This is a genomic window from Paenibacillus sp. FSL R5-0887 (assembly GCF_038002305.1).
Lineage (GTDB): Bacteria > Bacillota > Bacilli > Paenibacillales > Paenibacillaceae > Paenibacillus_AQ > Paenibacillus_AQ odorifer.
Genome location: NZ_JBBOCE010000002.1, coordinates 2,702,178 through 2,724,971, shown reverse-complemented (window position 1 = coordinate 2,724,971; position 22,794 = coordinate 2,702,178). Strand labels below are relative to the sequence as shown.

At 45.4% G+C, this 22,794-nt stretch carries 22 protein-coding genes and 1 other annotated feature; all 22 genes read right to left on the bottom strand.

All coding sequences use genetic code 11. From position 1 onward, the window contains the following. Positions 1–83: 83 nt before the first annotated feature. Positions 84–335, bottom strand: a complete 252-nt coding sequence (locus MKY14_RS29755) for a ribosomal L7Ae/L30e/S12e/Gadd45 family protein (protein WP_038573459.1) — start codon at positions 333–335, stop codon at positions 84–86. A 180-nt stretch (positions 336–515) separates the two neighbouring features. Then, a complete protein-coding gene (gene rpoC / locus MKY14_RS29750) occupies positions 516–4,127 on the bottom strand; it encodes a DNA-directed RNA polymerase subunit beta' (protein ID WP_076130019.1) in 3,612 nt (1,203 codons plus the stop codon). A gap of 116 nt (positions 4,128–4,243) precedes the next feature. Then, entirely contained in the window at positions 4,244–7,789 is a 3,546-nt protein-coding gene (gene rpoB / locus MKY14_RS29745) for a DNA-directed RNA polymerase subunit beta (RefSeq protein WP_038573461.1), read from the bottom strand. 422 nt (positions 7,790–8,211) lie between these two features. Then, positions 8,212–8,811, bottom strand: coding sequence for a class I SAM-dependent methyltransferase (locus MKY14_RS29740; RefSeq protein ID WP_076186625.1), 600 nt, complete (start codon positions 8,809–8,811; stop codon positions 8,212–8,214). Between the two features lie 111 nt (positions 8,812–8,922). Next, the gene (gene rplL / locus MKY14_RS29735) at positions 8,923–9,282 is read right to left on the bottom strand and encodes a 50S ribosomal protein L7/L12 (RefSeq protein ID WP_036680508.1); all 360 of its coding nucleotides are present in this window, start codon (positions 9,280–9,282) and stop codon (positions 8,923–8,925) included. 65 nt (positions 9,283–9,347) lie between these two features. Then, positions 9,348–9,851: a 50S ribosomal protein L10 gene (gene rplJ / locus MKY14_RS29730; RefSeq protein ID WP_076099619.1), complete on the bottom strand. Its 504-nt coding sequence runs from the start codon at positions 9,849–9,851 to the stop codon at positions 9,348–9,350. A 64-nt stretch (positions 9,852–9,915) separates the two neighbouring features. Continuing rightward, positions 9,916–10,068: a sequence feature (ribosomal protein L10 leader region), on the bottom strand. Positions 10,069–10,135: 67 nt separating this feature from the next. After that, positions 10,136–10,828, bottom strand: a complete 693-nt coding sequence (gene rplA / locus MKY14_RS29725) for a 50S ribosomal protein L1 (RefSeq protein ID WP_036680504.1) — start codon at positions 10,826–10,828, stop codon at positions 10,136–10,138. Positions 10,829–10,910: 82 nt separating this feature from the next. Beyond that, entirely contained in the window at positions 10,911–11,336 is a 426-nt protein-coding gene (rplK, locus tag MKY14_RS29720) for a 50S ribosomal protein L11 (RefSeq protein ID WP_036680502.1), read from the bottom strand. Between the two features lie 74 nt (positions 11,337–11,410). Further along, positions 11,411–11,944: a transcription termination/antitermination protein NusG gene (nusG, locus tag MKY14_RS29715; protein WP_036680499.1), complete on the bottom strand. Its 534-nt coding sequence runs from the start codon at positions 11,942–11,944 to the stop codon at positions 11,411–11,413. Between the two features lie 21 nt (positions 11,945–11,965). Continuing rightward, a complete protein-coding gene (gene secE, locus MKY14_RS29710; RefSeq protein ID WP_036680497.1) occupies positions 11,966–12,157 on the bottom strand; it encodes a preprotein translocase subunit SecE in 192 nt (63 codons plus the stop codon). A 20-nt stretch (positions 12,158–12,177) separates the two neighbouring features. Next, the gene (rpmG, locus tag MKY14_RS29705; protein WP_076099620.1) at positions 12,178–12,327 is read right to left on the bottom strand and encodes a 50S ribosomal protein L33; all 150 of its coding nucleotides are present in this window, start codon (positions 12,325–12,327) and stop codon (positions 12,178–12,180) included. Positions 12,328–12,718: 391 nt separating this feature from the next. After that, positions 12,719–13,363: an RNA polymerase sporulation sigma factor SigH gene (sigH, locus tag MKY14_RS29700; protein WP_036680496.1), complete on the bottom strand. Its 645-nt coding sequence runs from the start codon at positions 13,361–13,363 to the stop codon at positions 12,719–12,721. A 158-nt stretch (positions 13,364–13,521) separates the two neighbouring features. Beyond that, positions 13,522–14,043: an NYN domain-containing protein gene (locus MKY14_RS29695; protein WP_036680494.1), complete on the bottom strand. Its 522-nt coding sequence runs from the start codon at positions 14,041–14,043 to the stop codon at positions 13,522–13,524. Between the two features lie 2 nt (positions 14,044–14,045). Further along, a complete protein-coding gene (gene rlmB, locus MKY14_RS29690; RefSeq protein ID WP_076105935.1) occupies positions 14,046–14,810 on the bottom strand; it encodes a 23S rRNA (guanosine(2251)-2'-O)-methyltransferase RlmB in 765 nt (254 codons plus the stop codon). Positions 14,811–14,846: 36 nt separating this feature from the next. After that, a complete protein-coding gene (locus MKY14_RS29685) occupies positions 14,847–15,281 on the bottom strand; it encodes a Mini-ribonuclease 3 (RefSeq protein WP_076099622.1) in 435 nt (144 codons plus the stop codon). Further along, positions 15,278–16,684: a cysteine--tRNA ligase gene (cysS, locus tag MKY14_RS29680; protein ID WP_076142140.1), complete on the bottom strand. Its 1,407-nt coding sequence runs from the start codon at positions 16,682–16,684 to the stop codon at positions 15,278–15,280. Before cysS ends, MKY14_RS29685 begins: the two co-directional genes overlap by 4 nt. A 49-nt stretch (positions 16,685–16,733) precedes the next feature. Continuing rightward, positions 16,734–17,426 (bottom strand): serine O-acetyltransferase, encoded by a 693-nt coding sequence (gene cysE, locus MKY14_RS29675; RefSeq protein ID WP_036680489.1) that lies wholly within the window; start codon positions 17,424–17,426, stop codon positions 16,734–16,736. Between the two features lie 553 nt (positions 17,427–17,979). Beyond that, positions 17,980–19,443 carry a glutamate--tRNA ligase gene (gltX, locus tag MKY14_RS29670; protein ID WP_036680487.1) on the bottom strand — a complete coding sequence of 488 codons (1,464 nt, stop codon included), beginning with the start codon at positions 19,441–19,443 and terminating at the stop codon, positions 17,980–17,982. A gap of 51 nt (positions 19,444–19,494) precedes the next feature. Continuing rightward, positions 19,495–19,983, bottom strand: a complete 489-nt coding sequence (gene ispF / locus MKY14_RS29665; protein WP_036680486.1) for a 2-C-methyl-D-erythritol 2,4-cyclodiphosphate synthase — start codon at positions 19,981–19,983, stop codon at positions 19,495–19,497. After that, positions 19,980–20,678: a 2-C-methyl-D-erythritol 4-phosphate cytidylyltransferase gene (gene ispD / locus MKY14_RS29660; protein WP_076130021.1), complete on the bottom strand. Its 699-nt coding sequence runs from the start codon at positions 20,676–20,678 to the stop codon at positions 19,980–19,982. The genes ispF and ispD overlap by 4 nt, the downstream gene beginning before the upstream one ends. 95 nt (positions 20,679–20,773) lie before the next feature. Next, the gene (locus tag MKY14_RS29655) at positions 20,774–21,862 is read right to left on the bottom strand and encodes a PIN/TRAM domain-containing protein (protein ID WP_036680481.1); all 1,089 of its coding nucleotides are present in this window, start codon (positions 21,860–21,862) and stop codon (positions 20,774–20,776) included. Positions 21,863–22,039: 177 nt separating this feature from the next. Continuing rightward, positions 22,040–22,777: a CDP-diacylglycerol--serine O-phosphatidyltransferase gene (gene pssA / locus MKY14_RS29650; RefSeq protein WP_036680477.1), complete on the bottom strand. Its 738-nt coding sequence runs from the start codon at positions 22,775–22,777 to the stop codon at positions 22,040–22,042. Positions 22,778–22,794: the final 17 nt, after the last annotated feature.

Genomic DNA, 22,794 nt, shown 5'->3' with positions numbered 1-22,794 from the left:
CCACAGACCCAGGCGGTTCATAAAAAGACAAATGAAAAGTTCTTGCCGCTGGTGTTCACCCCAGTACAAAAACATTTCTGTAGCTATTGTTTTAAGACGGCTGCCATCGCAGCGCCAACTTCTATTCCGCAGGCCTTGCCCAAATTCAGCATCGTATCCACATATGTGATCTTAACACCTTGTTTGTTACAAAGCAAAACTATCCTGGAAGTAAGCCTTTGATCTCCGTCCTCTGCCACATAGACTTCTGCGGCTAGGCCCAACTCTACCGCCTTGACGGTTTGTTTGGTACCGATCTTGACCTGAGCATCCTGTAGTCCTCTATCATCAGTCATTCTCTTTACCTCCAATGAACAAGGATAACATGGCTACTCACGCACCTTAGACATTTTAGCATTATCAATAGATGGTGTCAAGAAATTCAGCAACAATTTTTATAGAAATTATACACAGCAGAACACTCATGCCACACCTATGAGTAGGTATGACATGAGCACACTACCATGATTGCTAATTTATTCAGCAGGAACCGTCTCTAAAGATTCAAGTTCGCTTTCTGCATTTGGATCACTTAGCTTAACGTTACGGTAACGGTTCATCCCAGTACCTGCAGGAATCAACTTACCGATAATAACATTTTCTTTAAGTCCAAGCAACTTATCTACTTTACCTTTGATAGCAGCGTCTGTTAGGACACGAGTAGTTTCTTGGAATGATGCAGCTGACAAGAAGGAATCAGTTTCAAGAGACGCCTTGGTAATACCGAGCAAGACTGGTTTAGCAACAGCAGGCTCTTTACCAGACAAGATAGCTTCCTTGTTAGCACCTTCGTACTCATGAATATCCGCAAATGCACCTGGCAACAGACTTGTGTCACCTGCGTCAATGATACGGATCTTCCGAAGCATTTGCTTGATCATAACTTCAATGTGCTTATCATTGATCTCAACGCCTTGGTTACGGTATACACGCTGTACTTCTTGCAGAATGTAGTTTTGTACCCCACGGATCCCTTTGATACGCAGCATTTCTTTAGGGTCAATCGAACCGTCTGTCAGCTCATCGCCGGCTTCGATTTCTTGGCCTTCGCTAACACGTAGACGTGAACCATAAGTAATGGAATAAGTCTTGGATTCTGCTTCACCTTGAACCTCGATTTCGCGACGGTCTTTGGTTTCACGGATTTCCTTGATTACGCCATCGATCTCACTGATTGTAGCTTGACCTTTAGGGTTACGAGCTTCAAACAACTCCTGAATACGCGGCAGACCTTGAGTGATGTCATCACCGGCAACACCGCCGGTATGGAACGTACGCATTGTAAGCTGGGTTCCTGGTTCACCGATAGATTGTGCGGCAATAATACCGACTGCTTCACCAATCTCAACGTGCTTACCAGTTGCCAAGTTACGTCCGTAACATTTCTTACAAACACCATGACGGGCACGGCAGCTCAGTACAGAACGAATTTGCAGCTTAGTTACACCTGCGTTTACAATTGCCTCCGCTTTATCGGAGTCAATCAAATCATTGCGGTGAACAATGATTTCGCCTGTTTCTGGGTGACGAACAGTTTCGAAGCAGTAACGACCTTCAATACGGTCATACAGATCTTCGATAACTTCTTTACCATCCTGAATACGACTAACTGTGAAGCCTTTATCGGTTCCACAATCTTCTTCACGGACAATAACGTCCTGGGCAACGTCAACAAGACGACGAGTCAGATACCCTGAGTCAGCGGTACGAAGTGCGGTATCGGCAAGACCTTTACGCGCTCCGTGAGTGGAGATAAAGTACTCCAAGACGGTAAGACCTTCACGGAAGTTCGCCTTGATTGGCAATTCGAAAATCCGACCTGAAGGTGTTGCCATCAGACCACGCATACCACCCAGCTGAGTGATCTGCGATTTGTTACCACGCGCTTTAGAGTCAACCATGAGCATGATAGAGTTGAAACGGTCCATCGACTTAAGCAGGATGTTCGTAAGATCATCCTTAGTCTTCGACCAGATCTCAATAACACGGTCATACCGTTCGTCATTGGTGATCAAACCACGGCGATATTGGTTAGCAACCACATCAACCTTAGCTTCAGATTCTTTCAGGATGGTTACTTTTTCCTCAGGAACAATAACGTCCGACACGGCAACTGTAACACCAGAACGTGTGGAGTAAGTGAATCCGAGTTGTTTGATTTTATCCAAAATCATAGAAGTTTTAGTTGTGTGATAAGTTTCAAAACAACGAGCAATAATCAGACCCAGATATTCTTTACCTACAGCACTGGCTTCTGGAGCGGATTCAATCAGCTCGCGAATGTTCGCGCCTTTTTCGTAGATAAAGTATTTCTCTGGTGTGCCGTGCAGCAAGTTAGTTTTGGTTGCTTCGTTGATATAAGGGAAACTACTTGGGTAGATTTCATTAAAAATGATCTTACCGACCGTAGTAATCAACATTGCATTTTGTTGTTCTTCCGTAAAGCATGTTTTGCCAAGTGCTTTAGCCGGAATAGCAACACGAGCATGAAGCCCTGCAGTTCCGCGTTGATAAGCTGATACAGCTTCGTTAACGGTACGCAGAATCATACCACTACCCTTTTCTTCCTTGTTATCCATGGTCAAGTAGAAAGTACCAAGGACCATATCCTGGGAAGGTGTTACAACTGGCTTACCGTCTTTAGGGTTCAAGATATTACCAGATGCAAGCATGAGAATGCGTGCTTCCGCTTGAGCTTCTGCAGACAGAGGAACGTGCACCGCCATTTGGTCACCGTCAAAGTCGGCATTGTACGCCGTACATACGAGTGGGTGAAGACGAATAGCGTGACCTTCCACCAAAATCGGTTCAAATGCTTGAATACCGAGACGGTGAAGTGTTGGTGCGCGGTTTAGAAGTACTGGGTGTTCTCTAATTACTTCTTCGAGTACATCCCAAACTTCAGGACTTACACGTTCAACTTTACGTTTCGCGCTCTTTATGTTGTGGGCAAGGCCCTTATTGACCAATTCTTTCATAACAAAAGGCTTGAACAATTCTAACGCCATTTTCTTAGGAAGTCCGCACTGATACATCTTGAGGTACGGTCCTACAACGATAACGGAACGTCCAGAGTAGTCAACCCGTTTACCGAGCAAGTTCTGGCGGAAACGTCCTTGTTTACCTTTCAGCATATGACTGAGCGATTTAAGCGGACGGTTACCAGGACCGGTTACCGGACGTCCCCGACGGCCGTTATCAATGAGAGCATCGACAGCTTCCTGGAGCATCCGTTTTTCGTTCTGCACGATAATGTCAGGAGCACCGAGATCAAGCAGTCTTTTCAGACGGTTGTTCCGGTTAATAACACGGCGATAGAGATCATTCAAATCAGACGTAGCAAAACGGCCACCATCCAACTGAACCATCGGACGAAGCTCCGGAGGAATAACCGGAAGAACATCCATGATCATCCAATCAGGCTTGTTGCCGGAGTTACGGAATGCTTCAATGACTTCCAGACGTTTGATCGCCCGGTTACGGCGTTGGCCTTGGGCCGTACGCAGTTCTTCTTTGAGGAATTCCAGCTCTTTATCGATGTCGATATCTTGAAGAAGCTTTTTAACAGCTTCAGCACCCATGCCGGCTTGGAAACCGTAACCGTATTTTTCACGGTAGCTACGATATTCTTTCTCGGACAGAAGTTGTTTCTTTTCCAGTGGAGTTTCACCTGGATCCGTTACAACATAAGATGCGAAATAGATAATTTCTTCAAGTGATCTTGGAGACATATCTAGTGCAAGCCCCATGCGGCTTGGGATACCTTTGAAATACCAGATATGAGATACCGGAGCGGCCAATTCAATGTGACCCATACGTTCACGACGAACTTTAGCACGGGTAACCTCAACACCACAACGGTCGCAGACTACGCCCTTATAACGGACACGTTTGTATTTACCGCAATGACATTCCCAGTCTTTTTGTGGTCCAAAGATACGCTCACAGAAAAGACCCTCTTTTTCCGGTTTCAATGTACGATAGTTAATGGTTTCCGGTTTCTTAACTTCTCCGCGGGACCATGAACGAATCTTCTCCGGAGAAGCGAGTCCGATTTTCATAAATTCAAAATTGTTAACGTCCAACAAGGAGCAACCCTCCTTAACCTAATCCTGATTTAGTACCGCTTTGCCCTCTTCTGACTGTTACATCAAAAGAGGGCGTGCGGTCCTTTATAAAATGGAACTTTTAAGCTCCAGCTTGATTATTCTACTCCGACTTCTGAACCTTCTAAATTGAGGCTTAGTTTGTCGCCTGACGTCTCGTCCTCATCGTCCAATTCTCTCATTTCAATTTCCTGCTCGTCACCGCTAAGAATCTTAACATCCATACCCAGGGACTGCAGTTCTTTGATCAATACCTTGAACGACTCAGGAACACCTGGTTCCGGTACATTTTCACCTTTGACAATAGATTCGTACGTCTTCACGCGACCAACCACATCATCGGATTTCACGGTCAAAATTTCTTGCAATGTATATGCAGCACCGTAAGCTTCAAGCGCCCACACTTCCATCTCCCCGAAACGCTGTCCACCAAATTGAGCTTTACCACCCAATGGTTGCTGCGTAACTAGTGAGTAAGGTCCTGTTGAACGGGCGTGAATCTTATCATCAACCATGTGCGCCAGTTTGATCATGTGCATGACACCAACAGTAACTTCACGTTCGAAGCGTTCACCTGTACGGCCATCATACAGCACGGTTTTACCATTACGCTGCATACCTGCTTCTTCCATCGTATCAAACACGTCGTACTCACGCGCTCCGTCGAATACCGGCGTTGCAATGTGAATTCCCAGACGCAATGCGGCCATACCAATATGGACCTCAAGCACCTGTCCGATGTTCATACGAGAAGGAACGCCCAGAGGGTTAAGAACAACCTGTACTGGCGTACCGTCCGGAAGGAACGGCATATCTTCTTCTGGCAGGATACGGGCAACGACACCCTTGTTACCGTGACGTCCGGCCATCTTGTCTCCCTCAGAGATCTTACGTTTCTGAGCGATGTAGACACGAACCAATTGATTTACACCAGGAGGCAGCTCATCGCCGTTCTCACGTGTAAAGACTTTAACGTCCACGATAATACCATCACTACCATGAGGAACGCGTAAAGAGGTATCCCGTACTTCACGAGCTTTCTCACCAAAGATAGCGTGCAGGAGACGTTCTTCTGCTGTCAGTTCAGTTACACCCTTAGGAGTAACTTTACCCACCAGAATGTCACCAGCGCTGATTTCCGCACCGATGCGGATGATTCCGCGCTCATCAAGATTGCGCAGAGCTTCTTCGCCGACGTTCGGAATATCGCGCGTAATTTCTTCAGGTCCCAATTTAGTGTCGCGAGCTTCAGATTCGTATTCTTCGATATGAATCGAAGTATATACATCTTCCTTAACCAGCTTTTCACTTAACAGGATCGCATCCTCGTAGTTGTAACCTTCCCAAGTCATGAACGCAACGACTACGTTACGGCCAAGAGCAAGTTCGCCCATTTCTGTGGAAGGACCGTCTGCCAGGATATCACCCTTCTTAACAATGTCCCCTCTTTTAGCTAGAGGACGTTGGTTAATACAGGTACCTTGGTTAGAACGCATAAATTTGTGTAATTTATATTTAACGATATCGCCTTTAACTTCCTTGCCTTCGACAGTCTCAACGCGACGCAGCCAAATTTCATTAGCTGAAGAACGTTCGATAATACCGTCATACTTGGAAACGATACATACGCCAGAATCCTTAGCGGATTTATGTTCCATCCCTGTTCCGACCAGCGGAGCTTTTGGAATTAGAAGCGGAACAGCTTGACGTTGCATGTTAGATCCCATCAGTGCGCGGTTGGAGTCATCGTTCTCAAGGAACGGAATGAGCGCCGTAGCGACAGATACAACCTGTTTAGGCGAAACGTCCATGTAATCGACACGATTACTTGGCATCGTTGTAATGTTGTCTGAGTCTTTGTTGTAACGAACGATTACCATGTCTTCTTTAAAGGTGCCATCTTCTTCGATCAACACGTTAGCCTGAGCAACTACATAATTATCTTCCTCATCAGCAGTCAGATAGTCAATTTGCTCAGTCACCTTACCAGTCTTCGGATCCACCCAACGATACGGAGCTTCAATAAAGCCGTATTCATTGATGCGGGCAAAGGTAGACAAGGAGTTGATCAACCCGATGTTTGGACCTTCCGGCGTTTCAATTGGACACATCCGACCGTAGTGACTGTGATGGACGTCACGAACTTCAAAGCCCGCGCGTTCACGTGTCAAACCACCAGGTCCGAGGGCGGACAGACGACGTTTATGCGTAAGTTCCGCAAGCGGGTTCGTCTGATCCATAAATTGAGACAGCTGGGAGCTACCGAAGAACTCTTTAATAGACGCGATGACCGGACGAATATTGATCAGAGCCTGAGGCGTAATCGCATTAGCATCCTGAATCGACATTCTTTCACGTACAACACGTTCCATCCGGGACAAACCGATACGGAACTGATTCTGCAAGAGTTCACCTACAGAACGCAGACGACGGTTACCCAAGTGGTCAATATCATCGGTATTGCCAATTCCGTGAAGCAAATTAATAAAGTAGCTGATTGAGGATATAATATCAGCTTGAGTAATATGCTTAACAGATTTGTCGATATTGCCGTTAGCGATCAGCTTAATAACCCGGCCTTCTTCAATCGGCGAGAATACGTCAATTGTTTGAAGAGGAATATCTTCGCTGTCCATAACTCCACCAGTAACACGGTAGTTTTTAAAGGCAACATTCTTTTCGAAATATGGAATCAATTCATCAAGCAGTCTACGATCGACCATTTGGCCGGATTCTGCCAGGATTTCTCCAGTAGAGTCGTCAACCAAAGGCTGAGCAAGACGTTGATTGAAAAGACGGTTCTTAATGTGTAGCTTTTTATTGATTTTGTAACGGCCTACATTAGCTAGGTCGTAGCGTTTTGGATCAAAGAAACGCGCAACCAGCAAACTTTTGGCATTGTCTAGTGTCGGCGGTTCGCCCGGACGCAAACGCTCATAAATTTCAATAAGCGCCTTCTCCGTGGAGTCCGTGTTGTCTTTATCCAGCGTATTGCGAATATATTCATCATTGCCAAGCAATTCCAGAATTTCGGCATCACTACCGAAACCGAGAGCACGCAAAAGTACGGTAACAGGAATTTTACGAGTCCGATCGATACGAACATACATAATGTCCTTAGCATCGGTTTCAAGTTCCAACCAGGCTCCGCGGTTCGGGATTACTGTGGCGGTGTAGGTTTTTTTGCCGTTCTTATCCACTTTTGTGCTGAAATAGACGCTTGGAGAGCGAACCAACTGGCTGACAATAACCCGTTCCGCACCATTAATAATAAAAGTGCCGGTCTCCGTCATCAGCGGGAAATCTCCCATGAACACTTCCTGCTCTTTAACCTCACCGGTCTCTTTATTAATGAGCCGCACCTTTACACGCAGAGGAGCCGCATACGTTACGTCCCGCTCTTTAGCGTCGTCAACCGTATATTTCGGTTCACCCAGGCTGTAATCAATGAACTCTAGTACCAAATTACCTGTGAAATCCTGGATCGGCGAGATGTCCTGAAACATTTCCCGCAATCCTTCCTCCAAAAACCAATCATAAGATTTTTGTTGGATCTCGATCAGGTTCGGGACCTCGAGTACCTCGTTAATTCTCGCATAGCTCCGCCGAGTGCGTCGACCATACTGAACAAGATGTCCTGCCAACTTTACTCACCCCTCATGTCTACTCACTTAAAAATTGATTGCGAACCCTTGTTTGGAACCGTATAATGGAACCATACTACAAGGATTCAGTCATAAATAAAAGAAAAGCCCTTATCGAAATCTTCGAAAAAAGAGCGCATTTATCCATGACCAAAATACTCCTTATCAAGTAGATTTGCCCAAAACGTACATATTATACGTCACCAAGCAATAGTTTATGCGCTATTATCTATTACCACGCAGCATTTGCTACGTTAGAGCATAGACAACCAACTCGCAAAAACTTGCCGTGCGGCATGCGCTAGCCGGGCGACAATATATTGCTTGACATTTCAGCAAACTAAAGACATGGAGCCTATCTTAATACTGACATTTTATAATAATACCATTATCACTATCACATGTCAATAACCTATTGTATTTTATTTTTGCGCTTTAATAATACGATAGCCTTTGTCTTTCCCCACTTCTTCCACCATTGAGAACAAGCTTTCTAGTTTTGCCACTGCGGATGGAGCGCCCTGCTTCTTCTGAATCACAATCCACAGATAGCCACCCTCATTTAAATGTTCATACGCATCTTCAAAAATCTTATGCACTACAGCTTTTCCTGCACGAATCGGAGGATTAGTTAGAATCACATCGAACTTCTGCTGCTCATTCAATGCGCCGAGCACATCGCTTTCCATTATCGTAACATTCCGGATTCCATTGTGCTGAGCATTCTCACGCGCCAGTTCTACCGCACGACTGTTAATATCAATCATGGTTACATGTCCTTTGGGAGCTAGGTATGCTGCACTTAATCCAATCGGCCCATAACCACAACCTACATCAAGCACCGCTGAACCGTCCGGAATTATCATAGCTTCAATAAGAACTCGGCTACCGTAATCGATGTCCCCTTTAGAGAATACACCGGCATCGCTCGTAAAACGAAAGCTTTTGCCTCTTAGTACGGTATCAATGCTACGTCTGTCATGACGTACTTCCGGCTGCTGCGAATAATAATGTTGCGACATCTCTTTCCTCCCTTTCCTATTATGTTAGCAGTTGGTATATACGCCCTACTAACTCTATTTATAAAACAAACCCCTTGAACAAGTTCAAGGGGTTTTCAGTAATAGAAGGAATTACTTCACTTCTACAGCTGCGCCTGCTTCTTCCAATTTTGCTTTAGTAGCTTCGGCTTCGTCTTTGCTTACTTTTTCTTTGATTGCTTTTGGTGCGTTGTCTACAAGATCTTTAGCTTCTTTCAAGCCAAGACCAGTGATTTCGCGAACGATTTTGATAACGTTGATTTTGGAAGCGCCAGCGCCTGTCAAAATTACGTCAAATTCGGATTGCTCTTCAGCTACTGCTGCTACTGCACCGCCAGCTGCTACTGGGGCTGCTGCAGTTACGCCGAATTCTTCTTCAATTGCTTTAACCAGGTCGTTCAGTTCCAATACGCTCATGCCTTTAATTGCTTCCAAGATTGCTTCTTTACTCATGATTGAACCTCCATTTTATATTTAAATTTATTTGTGGTATTGATTATGCTGCAAGAGTCAAAGGCTTACGCGCTTTGTTCTTCTTTTTCAGCAACAGCTTTAACTGCAAGCGCGAAGTTGCGCATTGGAGCTTGAAGTACGCTAAGCAGCATGGACAGCAAACCATCGCGGGATGGAAGCTCAGCCAGTGCTTTCAGTTGTTCCGCGTCAATGACACGACCTTCAACTACGCCGCCTTTCAATTTCAAAGCGTCGTTTTTCTTGGCGAAATCGTTCAAAATTTTAGCTGGTGCTACTGCATCAGTTGTGCTGAATGCGATAGCTGTTGGACCAGTCAAAACTTCATCCAATTCACTCAACTCAGCCGCAGCAGTTGCGCGACGTAGCAATGTGTTCTTCAGGACTTGAAACTCAACGCCAGCTTCACGAAGTTGCTTACGCAGTTCAGTCACTTGGGAAACGTTCAATCCACGGTAGTCAGCTACAACAGTCGAAAGACTGTTTTGCAGTTTTGCAGTAACGACGTCAACCGCGTCTTGTTTTGCTTGAATTACTTTTGCATTTGCCAATGTATACACCTCCTGAAAATTTATGTGTCGGCGTTCTTTCCAAGGAAAGCTTCACCGCTCCTACGCAGGCAGTAGAAAAGCCTCCGCAGAATCACGAAGGCTTGATAAAACGAAAGTTATACGAGCGAGCTCGTTACTTCTTGTTTCTATCACAACACCTCGGTAGGAAATTAAGCACTAAGGCACCTACTGTCTACGGTAAGCATATTCAAGGTTAAGATTGATACCTTAAGTTTCACAACTGTTATAGATTATCAAAATTGACTCAAAGAGTCAACCCTTAATTATCTGAAGACGGTTGTGTTCACACGAGCGCTAGGTCCCATTGTGGAAGAAATCGAGATGCCTTTAAGGTATACACCTTTAGCAGCAGCTGGTTTCGCACGGTTCAAAGCGTCGATAAGAGCTTTAAGGTTATCGTTCAATTGTGCAGCATCAAAGGACACTTTGCCGATTGGCGCGTGAATTTGACCTGCTTTGTCGAGACGGTATTCGATTTTACCGGCTTTGATTTCTTGCACAGCCTTGGAAACATCGAATGTAACTGTGCCAGCTTTAGGGTTAGGCATAAGACCTTTACCACCAAGCAGACGACCCAGTTTACCGACTTCACTCATCATATCAGGTGTAGCTACGCAGACATCAAATTCAAACCAGCCTTGTTGAATTTTGTTGATCATGTCTTGATCACCAACAAAATCAGCGCCAGCAGCTTCAGCCTCTTTCGCTTTTTCACCTTTTGCAAATACAAGCACGCGTTGTGTTTTACCAGTACCGTGAGGCAGGACAACAACACCACGAACTGCTTGGTCTTGTTTACGTGGGTCTACACCCAGACGAACTGCTGCTTCAACGGTTTCGTCGAACTTAGCAGTCGCTGCCTTTTTCACAAGCTCTACAGCTTCTGAAGGCTCGTAAGTTGCTTCGCTGTTGATCAGCTTAGCAGCTTCTTGGTATTTCTTACCATGTTTAGCCATGAAAATGTTCCTCCTTTGTGGTGTTAGCGGAAATTCCTCCCACATACTTGCGGGTCACGAATGACCGATTCTTCGAAAACTACTAGTCTTCGATTGTGATACCCATACTGCGGGCAGTACCTTCAACCATACGCATTGCAGCTTCAACAGTTGCAGCGTTAAGGTCAGGCATTTTTGTTTCAGCAATTTCACGTACCGCAGCGCGGCCGATTTTTGCTACTTTTTTCTTGTTTGGTTCGCCGGATCCTTTTTCTACTTTAGCAGCGATGCGAAGCAGAACAGCAGCCGGAGGAGTTTTAGTGATGAAAGTAAAGGAACGGTCTTCAAATACTGTAATTTCAACCGGAATGATCAAGCCAGCCTGGTCGGCAGTACGAGCATTAAATTCCTTACAGAATGCCATGATGTTGACACCTGCTTGACCTAACGCCGGACCTACTGGAGGCGCTGGATTCGCTTTCCCTGCAGGAATCTGCAGTTTCACCATTTTAATAACTTTTTTAGCCATGAGTGACACCTCCTTGCAAAAATAGTGGTCTTCGAACGCCAATAGCGCTCTCCCACAAGAAACCCTAGCTTATGTTATATTTTCTCCACTTGAGTGAAATCCAACTCTAGCGGGGTTTCCCGTCCAAACATGTTAACATGCACTTTGATCTTGCTCTTGTCAGCCAAAATTTCTTCCACGGAGCCCACAAAATTCGCAAACGGACCAACCATAATACGTACGGATTCCTTGATTTCGAAATCAATCTTCGCTTTAGGTTCAACCATGCCCATATGCTTCAGAATTTGTTCTACCTCTTCCGGAAGCAAAGCTGTTGGTTTAGACCCTGAGCCTGTCGAACCAACAAATCCAGTAACGCCCGGAGTATTGCGGACAACATACCAGGAATCATCAGTCTGAACCATTTCCACCAAAACATATCCGGGGTAAACTTTACGCATAACGGTTTTTTTCTTACCGTCTTTGTTTACGATTTCTTCTTCCATAGGAACAAGAACGCGGAATATTTTGTCTTCCATGCCCATGGACTCAACGCGCTTTTCCAAATTGGCTTTGACCTTATTCTCATACCCAGAATAGGTATGAACGACATACCATCTTTTTTCCATATCAAGCCACCTGGGACCTCTCTAAATAATCGCTTCAATCACAGCGGAAATACCGATGTCCAGAACCCAGAAGTAAATAGCGACAACTACAATCGTACCGAGAACGATCAATGTATAGTTGGTCAATTCTTTACGACTTGGCCAGCGAACCTTTTTGAGTTCACTCCAGCTCTCAGTGAAAAAGGAAAACATAGACTTGAAACTACGTTTCATGCCGACTACACCTCCACAGACTATCTGGTTTCGCGATGAGGAGTTTGCGAGTTACAATACTTGCAAAATTTCTTCATCTCCATGCGGTCGGGGTGATTTCGCTTGTTTTTGGTAGTCGCATAGTTTCTTTGTTTGCAACTTGTACAAGCCAAAGTGATAATTACCCGCATGATGTGCACCTCCCGAGACGTCCTTCTAATTCACATTAGAAGACGCAAATATTGATCCTAAAAAAAAGCCGCGAATTTAGGCCTACCTAAAACACTTTAGCATAATGTCAAGGTCTGTGTCAACGAAAGAATTCCGTTCTGCACTGGGTAATTCCGGGTTTAGTAGTCATATGGCCGTACCCTGTCTTTGGGTCTATCTCTTCCTCACACTTCGCTGTCTTCCTTACCATTATGGGGTATTCCGTCTGTGTATAAACCTACCTTCAACGGCAACGACTAAAATCGGCTCAAATAGTAATTTATGGTGCAAGCACCTAATTCTATCCGAGTGATTTCAAAAAGACTAAAAAAAAGAACTCGATGTCCGAGCCCTCTCTTGTTCATTATATCATCAATTGTCACGTACTTCTAGATATCTTTCTAATTTCCTTTTTACTCGTTGTAGAGCGTTATCAATAGACTTTACATGCCGCTTAAGATCTTCAGCAATCTCTTGATAGGATCTTCCGTCTAAATACAACATCAGAACCTTGCGCTCCAAGTCACTTAGAATCTCCGCCATCTTATCTTCAAGACCAATGAATTCTTCTTGATTAATAATTAGCTCTTCTGGATCTAGAACCTGTGTTCCACAAATGACATCCATAAGTGTTCTATCAGAATCTTCGTCATAAATGGGCTTGTCCAAGGAAACATAAGAGTTCAGCGGAATATGTTTCTGACGAGTGGCCGTCTTAATAGCCGTTATAATCTGTCGTGTAATGCAGAGCTCAGCAAAAGCCTTGAATGAAGAGAGCTTGTCACCTTTAAAGTCACGAATAGCCTTGTATAGACCAATCATTCCTTCTTGTACAATATCTTCACGGTCTGCCCCGATCAAGAAATAAGAGCGGGCTTTAGCACGTACAAAGTTACGGTATTTATTAATCAAGTGTTCTAATGCGCCACTGTCGCCACCACGGAAAGCCTCGACAATATCTTCATCACTTATGAAATCATACTCAGACAGCATTATTTCCTTGAGGTCGACACTCACCAAGAATCCCCCCGGCTGCAACGCAAGACACATCGTTACTTCGCGAAATATAGGATCAGTATATATTATGTTACCTTCCACCGTCAACCGGAGTTTGTCCAAAATCAATCTAGAATAGCATAAATTGGAATAAAATATTTCCTGATTCTTCCTCGATCTCACTGTCTGCGCCATTTTTCCAACTTACTGCGCACATCGGGAGGCAGTTTGTCTTCCAAAGAATGACGAGTAGAACTGACACCGCCAGGTTCAATAGCTTTTTTTACTTGTTTCTGATTCTCTTCAATTTCCAGATGCAATTCCCTTGCCGAAATTCGCAATGCACCTTGTGCAAAAATAATATGCTGCTCTATAAAATCACTCGTAGCCACATAGATCTGCCGGCGCCGATTGCTATATTCCCCAACCAGTCGCTCAATGCATTCATCTGCGGTTTCTTTTTCCTTGGTGAAGTACACCTGGACCTTACCCTGGACAAAAGACCTTCCCAACCCCGGAACACGGTATGCATCAAAAACAGCAATAACTCTTCGTCCAGAGAAAGCCTGGTAATCTGCCAGCAAATCCATCAAGCGGTCGCGTGCTTCCTGCATACCAATCTGGGACAGTGCCACAAGTTCCGGCCAGCCACCGATCATGTTATATCCATCCACAAGCAGCACATCGCGCCAGTCGGCCATAGCTATCCCTGCTGTTGCCGGCGGCGTATCACTTCATACATAATGACTCCTGCGGCGACAGAGGCATTTAATGAATTGATCTTTCCGGCCATCGGCAGCTTAAGAAGCACATCACATTTTTCACGAATCAGGCGTCCCATTCCTTTATTCTCATTGCCAATTACAACAGCTACCGGACCCGTGAAAATATCGGATTGGTATAGATTCTGATCGGTATCCACGTCTGTTCCTACTACCCAGACTCCCTGTTCCTTTAGACGGTCAATGGTCTGACCCAGGTTTGTAACCCGGGCAACCGGAACATACTCCACAGCACCCGCGGATGTTTTGGACACGGTCGCAGTTATCTGAGCCGAACGGCGTTTAGGTACGATTACCCCATGTACTCCAGTACAATCCGCCGTCCGCAGAATCGAGCCCAGGTTATGAGGATCTTCAATTTCATCAAGCAAAATAAGGAATGCCGGTTCTCCTTTGGCTTCTGCTATAGCTAACAGATCATCCACTTCAACATAGGCAAATGGTGCTGCTTGTGCAACCACCCCTTGATGCTGCACGCCTGGTGCCAGTTGATCCAGCTTACGCTTGTCCACATGCTGAATGACAATTCCCGCTTTCCGGGCTTCGGCAACGATGGGTGCTGTCAGATGCTTCTGGGCTGTCTCTGCAATCCAAATTTTATTTAATGTACGACCAGCACGAAGCGCTTCAAGCACAGAATGCTTCCCTGCCAATATTTCCTCTTCAGTCTTCAATTCTTCTTCCATGTTCACTTCTCCTATTTTCTATTTCGCCAAAGCCTATCACGGCTGTTTCAACATAAACTGTATACCCTTGTGCACAATTTCTTCTATTCTCTCCTGTTGTCCTGTGTAGTACAAGTGACCAATCAAGCACTCAAAAGCTGTAGCATGACGGTATTCAAGCACATCCGCATTCTTAGGAACACTTCCCGATTTCGCATTTCTTCCCTGACGGGCGACATCCTTCTCTTCTTCCGTGAGACTAGGCTCCAAAAAGTTCAGAATTGCACACTGTGCTTTAGCGGATACCAGCCCTGTAGCAGAACGATGCAAATGGTTCGGACGCAAATTAGGAAGAGATACTAAATACTGGCGAACAGCCACCTCATAGATAGCATCTCCTACATAAGCTAGAACAATAGGCGAAAGTAGTCGCGCAGGTTTGGAAGGCTCATAAGGAAACCATCCGTTATCAAACTTGCGTTCCTCACTCATTTACGACGCCACCGCATTCCTTGTGGAGTATCCTCAAGCAATATGCCCAAGCGGCCTAATTCATCACGGATCTCGTCAGACCGGCTCCAATTCTTATTCTTACGAGCTTCAACCCGCTCGGCGATCAACCGTTCAACTTCTTCACTTGCAATTTCCTCTTCTAGTTCAGGCGTCAAACGCAGCACAGCATTCATTTCGCCAAAAGCTTGCAGTAATGCAGCAAAATCAGCAGGAGCAGCCTCGTTATTCGCAAGCGTATGGTTTGCCAGGCTCACCCAATCGAACATAGCCGTGATCGCATCAGGCGTATTAAAGTCATCCTGCATTCTAGCATGGAAATTGGCCACTATAGCTGACAGCTTATCATTAATCTCTGAGTTGACCTCACCTTGAGCACCATCAGCAGCGAGTTCAAGCCGATGTTTAACGTTACTCTCTGCAAGCGTGATCCGTTCAACGCTCTTTTCGGCGGAAGTCATAGATTCCTCTGAGAAATTCAGCGGGTTACGGTAATGGGTCGATAGCATGAAATAGCGGATAGCTCCTGCTTTAAAACGCTCACGGATGTCTTTTACAAGCCAGCCATTACCGAGCGATTTCGACATTTTCTCGTCTCCGATGTTGATGAATCCATTATGCATCCAGTAATTAGAGAGTGGTTTACCAGTCAGAGCTTCGGTCTGAGCGCATTCACATTCATGATGCGGGAACTGCAAATCTTGTCCACCACCATGGATATCAATCGTATCTCCCAAGAACTCTCGCGCCATAGCCGAGCATTCAATATGCCAGCCGGGACGTCCGTCTCCCCAAGGGCTACTCCAGTGCACTTCACCAGGTTTGGCTGCTTTCCAAAGCACAAAATCCTCCGGTTTTTCCTTACGTGAGTCCACCTCAACACGGATACCAAACTGCAGCTCATCCAGATTCTGACGAGATAATTTACCGTAGTCTTCAAATTTTGAAGTGCGGTAATATACATCGCCGCCGCTTTCGTATGCGTATCCTTTTTCCTCAAGCTCTTTAATAAATCCAATGATCAGCTCCATGCTTTCCGTTACACGGGGATTCAAGGTTGCCGGTTTAACACCAAGCCCTTCCAGATCGTCACGGTAAGCAGCAATAAAAGTTTCCGCTACCTCTGCTACAGTAGTGTTCATTTCTTCGGCTTTGCGAATCAGTTTATCATCGACATCCGTGAAATTCGTAACATACCGCACCTCATTACCTAACAGCTCCAAGTAATTCCGGACCATATCAAAAACAATTATAGGTCTAGCATTTCCGATATGCATATATCCATAAACGGTTGGACCACACACATACATCTTAACTTTGCCCGGCTCCTGGGGCACAAACTGCTCCTTGCTGCGTGTCATTGTGTTATATATTTGTAAAGCCATCCTTATTCCAGCCCTTTCTGTTCTTCCGGATTCCTTAATACCGGGATGCTTAAATTTCGTAGTCACCAATATACTGCTGAGCTTCTGCTATCCGCTGTGCGGTTTTTTGTTTATCTTCTGCGCCAAGCTTTTCCCTAATTTCTTCGATTTCTTTCTGCAAAAACCGCAATGAATCGACAAGCGGGTCAGGCATCTTCGTATGATCGAGCCGATCGGATACCCGTTCTCCATTACGTTTTACCACACGACCTGGATTCCCTACTACTGTACTGTTGTTAGGCACTTCACGCAACACAACTGCATTCGAACCTATATTTGAATTGTCACCAATACGAAAAGATCCTAAAACCTTCGCACCGGAACCAATAACTACATTGTTGCCGACCGTGGGATGTCGCTTACCTTTTTCTTTTCCTGTTCCTCCAAGCGTAACCCCTTGATAGATTATAACATCATCACCGATTTCGCAGGTTTCTCCAATAACAATCCCCATACCATGGTCGATAAACAGCCTATTTCCGATGACAGCTCCAGGATGGATCTCAACACCAGTCATAAATCTGCTAAACTGCGAAACCATACGAGCCATTGTATACCAGCGGCGTTTGAAAAAAGAGTGGGCGATCCGGTGACCCCAAATGGCGTGCAAGCCGGCATATGTGAAGACAACCTCGAACCAGCTGCGGGCAGCAGGATCGTTATCAAATACCGCCCGAATGTCCGACTTAATATGCTTAAACATCACGGTTCCTCTCTTCTTAACTTCCTTATCTCCTGTTTACAGGTACATAAGAAAGGTATTGTCTCCAGGCCCATCATCCTTATCATACATATGCGGTGAGTGTTCGCTTGGTTTGTTATCTCGTAGAAATATAAGACAAAGAGTATTGTATGAAAATTATTTTTGCTTATATTTAGACAAAAAACGCCCCTGCAGCATAATGCTGCAGAGACGTTTAACCGCGGTTCCACTCTGCTTGAACGAATCAAATGAGCCGCTATTGTAACAAACGGCAGAATTTCTTCGTTCCACTTGGCATCATTAACGGCGACGTTCCCGGCGCGATCTAATGAGCCTTAAAAAGGTCATTCAACCGTGCAGCTCACAGGCGCATGTTCTGCCCCGGACAAATGAATAACTCCCAGCCCGAAAGGGTGTCCCTTTCTCGGTTATTCTCTCTGGCAATTGTCTTCAATGGACGTACTTCTCCTGATCACAGCTATTATCATATAATTCTATCTTAGCGCAAAAGACAAGATACTGACAAGGGGGTTTAGTCGTATGAAATACGACCTTAAGCGCCCTTAATTTGTGATTTCAAACGTTCGATGACCCGGTTTTTGCCGAGCAAAGCAATGGTTATATTAAGATCACGTCCGTGCGTTTGTCCGGTCAGAGCCACACGAATTGGCATAAAGAGTGCTTTGCCCTTATGACCTGTTTCTTTCTGTACTTCCTTAATCAGAACAGCCATGTTGCTTGCACTGAAATCCTGACAGGCCTCAACCTTAGCCAGAAAAGCAGACAATACCTCAGGAACTTGGCTTTCAGCCAGAACCTGTGCTGCTTCCGTTTCTAATTCTAGGTGACTGCGGAAGAACAGTTCCGATAGCGCCACGATGTCAGAAGCTGCAGTCATCTGCTCTTGATACAACGCGACAAGGCTTTCCGCCCATGCTTGTTGCTCTTCGTTCAGCTCAGCAGGTATTTTACCCGCTTTTTGCAGATGTGGAATAGCTAGCGCAGAGATCCGTTTAGGATCAGCATGCTTAATATAATGATTATTCAGATGCGCCAGCTTGTTTTTATCGAATACAGCCGGGCTTTTGGACAAACGGTCCGCATCAAAAATAGAAATAAGTTCTTCTTTACTGAAGATCTCTTCTTCTCCCTCTGGAGACCAGCCAAGCAGAGAAATGAAGTTAACCAGAGCCTCAGGCAAGTAACCCAATTCATCATATTGCTCGATAAACTGAATAACGGATTCATCCCGTTTGCTGAGCTTCTTGTGGTTGTCGCCAACAATAAGCGTCATGTGACCAAATAAAGGCGGCTCCCAGCCAAGCGCTTCATAGATCATAAGCTGGCGGGGTGTGTTGGAAATATGGTCTTCTCCACGCAATACGTGAGTAATAGCCATCAGATGATCGTCAACAGCTACCGCGAAGTTATAGGTCGGAATTCCGTCCTTCTTCACAATAACAAAGTCACCCATTTCTTTTGTGTCAAAAGAAATACTGCCTTTTACGAGATCATCAAACGCATACGTACGATCTTCTGGCACACGGAAGCGAATGCTAGCCACTCGTCCCTCAGCTTCAAAAGCTAAACGTTGCTCTTCAGTCAGATCACGGTGTTTGCCAGAATAACGAGGCGTTTCTCCGCGGGCAGTCTGTTCTTCACGTTCCGCTTCCAGCTCTTCCTCTGTGCAATAGCAGCGGTAAGCCAAACCTCTGTCCAGCAAATCCTGCCAATGTACACGATATAAGTCAAGACGTTCTGTCTGACGGTAAGGTCCGTACTCTCCGCCAACATCAACGCTCTCATCCCAATCCATACCCAGCCATTTCAAATACTTAAGCTGGCTCTCTTCACCACCAGCGACATTGCGCTTTACGTCTGTATCTTCAATTCTGATAATGAATTTACCGCCTTTATTACGGGCGAACAGATAGTTAAACAGCGCCGTTCTGGCGTTACCTATATGTAAATGTCCCGTAGGGCTCGGTGCGTAACGCACCCGGACTTCATCCGTCATTGTATTCCCTCCGCTTCATATGGTTGAACTTAATTTACTACTTAGACCATCTCAAGATGATATCACATCTTGGAGTAGACAGACAATAGATTGTGCGGCAATTCCTTCGCCGCGTCCGGCAAAACCAAGCTGCTCAGTTGTAGTAGCTTTAACATTCACCTTGGACGGGTCGGCATTAAGCGCACGTGCGATAATCTCGGTCATTTGTGGAATGTACGGAGCCATCTTAGGCTTTTGGGCGATAATCGTTGAATCGATATTTCCCAGCTTATATCCTCGCTCACGAGCAAGTGCCCATACCTCTTCTAATAACTTCAAGCTATCTGCGTCCTTAAAGGCTGGATCTGTATCCGGAAAATGTCTGCCAATATCACCAAGTCCAAGTGCGCCTAGAATCGCGTCACTAACTGCATGCAGCAGCACATCTGCATCGGAATGCCCAAGCAATCCTTTTTCGTAAGGAATCGTAACTCCCCCAATAATACAAGGCCTGCCCTCTACCAGCTGATGCACATCAAATCCTTGTCCTACAGCGATCATGATTGTCCCTCTCCCCTGTTTCTTTCTGTGAATTCTGCATAATCCAAATCATCAGGTGTCGTAATCTTAATATTTCTGTAGCTTCCCTCTACCACAGAAACCGGAATCCCCGCACGCTCCGCCAAGCTGGAGTCATCGGTGCCCAGAAAGCCATCCCGCTCCGCCGCTGCATAAGCCTCCAGCAAATCAGAAAGACGAAAAGTCTGCGGGGTTTGAATCGCCCACAGACTTCGCCGATCCGGCGTAGACAGTACTTGTCCTTCATTATCCACCTGTTTGATCGTATCCTTGACGGGTACAGCAAGAACCGAAGCACCCATCTGCTTCGCTCGTTCGTAGCAAGCCTCAATTTCATTTGGCTGTACAAACGGACGAACACCATCATGTACCATTACCCACTGTGTCGTAAGTTTCAACAACCCTTTATGTACGGAATGCTGACGCTCAGATCCACCAGTTACTATAGCCTTAACCTTGTCCAGCTTATAGAGCTGTATCCATTCCCGGCAGCGTTCAATATCCTCTTCACCGGTTACGAGCACGATTTCAGAGATCAATTCGTGCTGCTGGAATACCTCCAGCGTATGAACGATAATCGGCTTCCCCTGCAGTAACAAATATTGCTTGCTCTCCGCAGTTCCCATTCGCGTTCCTCTGCCTGCCGCCACAATGACGACGCCCACACTGTTTGACATTAATCTGGCTCCTGTCTTTCACGTATAATCCCATCATAACGTGTTTGGCGGGCATTTCCAACCCATAGGACAGTCCCCATACACTTTATCTTCACTTATTGCGCTTTTTCCAAAAGTTTTGGCTTAGCAAATATCATTCGGCCAGCCGAAGTTTGCAGCACGCTAGTGACCAGAACCTCCATCGTAGTCCCGATATATTCACGTCCGCCTTCTACAACAATCATCGTTCCATCGTCTAAGTAGGCTACCCCTTGCCCATGTTCTTTGCCATCCTTAATGACCTGAACTACGATTTCCTCACCAGGCAGCACTACAGGCTTCACAGCATTCGCCAGATCGTTAATATTCAGAACGGAAACACCCTGCAATTCGCAAACCTTATTTAAGTTGAAATCATTAGTGACTACTTTACCTTGCAATACCTTCGCTAACTTCACTAACTTACTGTCAACCTCAGAGATTTCTTCAAAATCTCCCTCATAGATCAATACCTTCACATCAAGCTCTTTTTGAATTTTATTGAGAATATCAAGCCCACGCCGTCCCCGGTTCCGCTTCAACAGATCCGAAGAATCAGCAATATGCTGGAGCTCTTCAAGCACGAATTCAGGTATGACAATGGTTCCCTCAATAAATCCCGTCTTACAAATGTCAGCGATTCTTCCATCGATAATAACACTTGTGTCGAGGATTTTATGTTCCTCAAGCCCGCGGCCTTCCGGCTCAGCCGCTTGACCCCAGCGTCCAGATGTCCACAGTGCAGCTAGCTCCTCTTTTTTCTCCAAACCGATCCGCAGCCCCAGATATCCAAAAGCTAACGTAGCTGGCACTTGCAGCAGCTGCCCAGCTTTCCCAAGCCAGATCATTGCAGGGTATAACAGGAGAGATAACAGAAGCCCCCCTGTTAGCCCAGCTGCACTTGCAGCTAATTCATTCATCGGAATACGCGAACAGTAGTGAACCGCCTCCCGCAGTTTTGAACCTCCCCATTCCGCGCATAAAGACCCCGCAAACAAAAAAATAATGGCACCCAGCACCGTAAATAAAATGCTTCCTTCTACAGGTAAGCTTTCACCCAGCTTTTCCATCCCCTTGGGGAATCCTCTTTCGAGCGCATGGTATAGCGAAAAACCTGACCAAGCACCACATATTAAGGCAAAAGACAAAATCACTTTTTTCCACATAACCTAACGCACCTCCTTTTTATTCATCCTAAATGGATCTATTCCTCACCAGTATGTTCCAATTTTCAAGACGATAAACTTGGGGTAGCGCTGGAAATGCAAAAAGGCTTTGCCATCCCCCAGGGAAGACAAAACCTTTGGTCATAATTTATTCAGTTACCTTACCTTTTGGACCGATTAACCGTTCTTGGAATGATACACTTTATCCTCTGAACGGCTACGACGACGATGACGGCGTCTGGCTGTCAACCGATCAATATTTTGCTTAAAGCCGTATAATGCATAAATTCCAAGTAAGACAAAGATCAGCTTAGCGATTTGCTCTGGGAACACAACAGCTACAGCCACTGCAACAACAATAACCACTGGCGCTCCAACCACCGCTTTTTTCGGCAATCCAATCTTTTTAAAATTAGGATATTTAACAGTGCTGACCATCAAATAGGATAAGAGCAGTGTAGCAACGATCATAAACGGAGCCGAAACATCTTTATTAAAAAGAGCTAATGTGGCCAGTACACCACCTGCAGCAGGAATTGGCAAACCGATAAAATAACCCGGAACCCCCGGACGAACATTAAAACGGGCTAAGCGCAAAGCACCAAACACCGGAAAAATCGCAGTTACTGTCCAGCCTAATGCAGAGTTCAAATCCTGCAGGCTTGAGACGTACAAAATAACGGCCGGTGCGACTCCGAAAGAAACGACATCAGATAAGGAGTCCAACTCCTTGCCAAATTCGCTTTCGCATTTTAGAGCGCGAGCTACTCGACCATCTAAGCCGTCTAACAGCATAGCAATAATAACCATGATAGCGGCCATGCTAATCTTACCGTCAAACGCCATCATGATACCAAACATTCCGAGCATCAAATTACCTATCGTAAAAAGACTCGGAATTGATTTTTGTATCATTTCTTCACCTCAATTTT

Coding starts and splice junctions, on each gene's coding strand:
- rplK (WP_036680502.1), bottom strand. CDS start 11,336: ATGGCTAAAAAAGTTATTAAAATGGTGAAACTGCAGATTCCTGCAGGG.
- gltX (WP_036680487.1), bottom strand. CDS start 19,443: ATGACGGATGAAGTCCGGGTGCGTTACGCACCGAGCCCTACGGGACAT.
- pssA (WP_036680477.1), bottom strand. CDS start 22,777: ATGATACAAAAATCAATTCCGAGTCTTTTTACGATAGGTAATTTGATG.
- rpmG (WP_076099620.1), bottom strand. CDS start 12,327: ATGCGGGTAATTATCACTTTGGCTTGTACAAGTTGCAAACAAAGAAAC.
- cysE (WP_036680489.1), bottom strand. CDS start 17,426: ATGTTTAAGCATATTAAGTCGGACATTCGGGCGGTATTTGATAACGAT.
- MKY14_RS29740 (WP_076186625.1), bottom strand. CDS start 8,811: ATGTCGCAACATTATTATTCGCAGCAGCCGGAAGTACGTCATGACAGA.
- rplL (WP_036680508.1), bottom strand. CDS start 9,282: ATGAGTAAAGAAGCAATCTTGGAAGCAATTAAAGGCATGAGCGTATTG.
- rlmB (WP_076105935.1), bottom strand. CDS start 14,810: ATGGAAGAAGAATTGAAGACTGAAGAGGAAATATTGGCAGGGAAGCAT.
- MKY14_RS29655 (WP_036680481.1), bottom strand. CDS start 21,862: ATGTGGAAAAAAGTGATTTTGTCTTTTGCCTTAATATGTGGTGCTTGG.
- MKY14_RS29755 (WP_038573459.1), bottom strand. CDS start 335: ATGACTGATGATAGAGGACTACAGGATGCTCAGGTCAAGATCGGTACC.
- MKY14_RS29695 (WP_036680494.1), bottom strand. CDS start 14,043: ATGGCCGACTGGCGCGATGTGCTGCTTGTGGATGGATATAACATGATC.
- rplA (WP_036680504.1), bottom strand. CDS start 10,828: ATGGCTAAACATGGTAAGAAATACCAAGAAGCTGCTAAGCTGATCAAC.
- secE (WP_036680497.1), bottom strand. CDS start 12,157: ATGAAACGTAGTTTCAAGTCTATGTTTTCCTTTTTCACTGAGAGCTGG.
- MKY14_RS29685 (WP_076099622.1), bottom strand. CDS start 15,281: ATGAGTGAGGAACGCAAGTTTGATAACGGATGGTTTCCTTATGAGCCT.
- ispF (WP_036680486.1), bottom strand. CDS start 19,983: ATGATCGCTGTAGGACAAGGATTTGATGTGCATCAGCTGGTAGAGGGC.
- nusG (WP_036680499.1), bottom strand. CDS start 11,944: ATGGAAAAAAGATGGTATGTCGTTCATACCTATTCTGGGTATGAGAAT.
- ispD (WP_076130021.1), bottom strand. CDS start 20,678: ATGTCAAACAGTGTGGGCGTCGTCATTGTGGCGGCAGGCAGAGGAACG.
- cysS (WP_076142140.1), bottom strand. CDS start 16,684: ATGGCTTTACAAATATATAACACAATGACACGCAGCAAGGAGCAGTTT.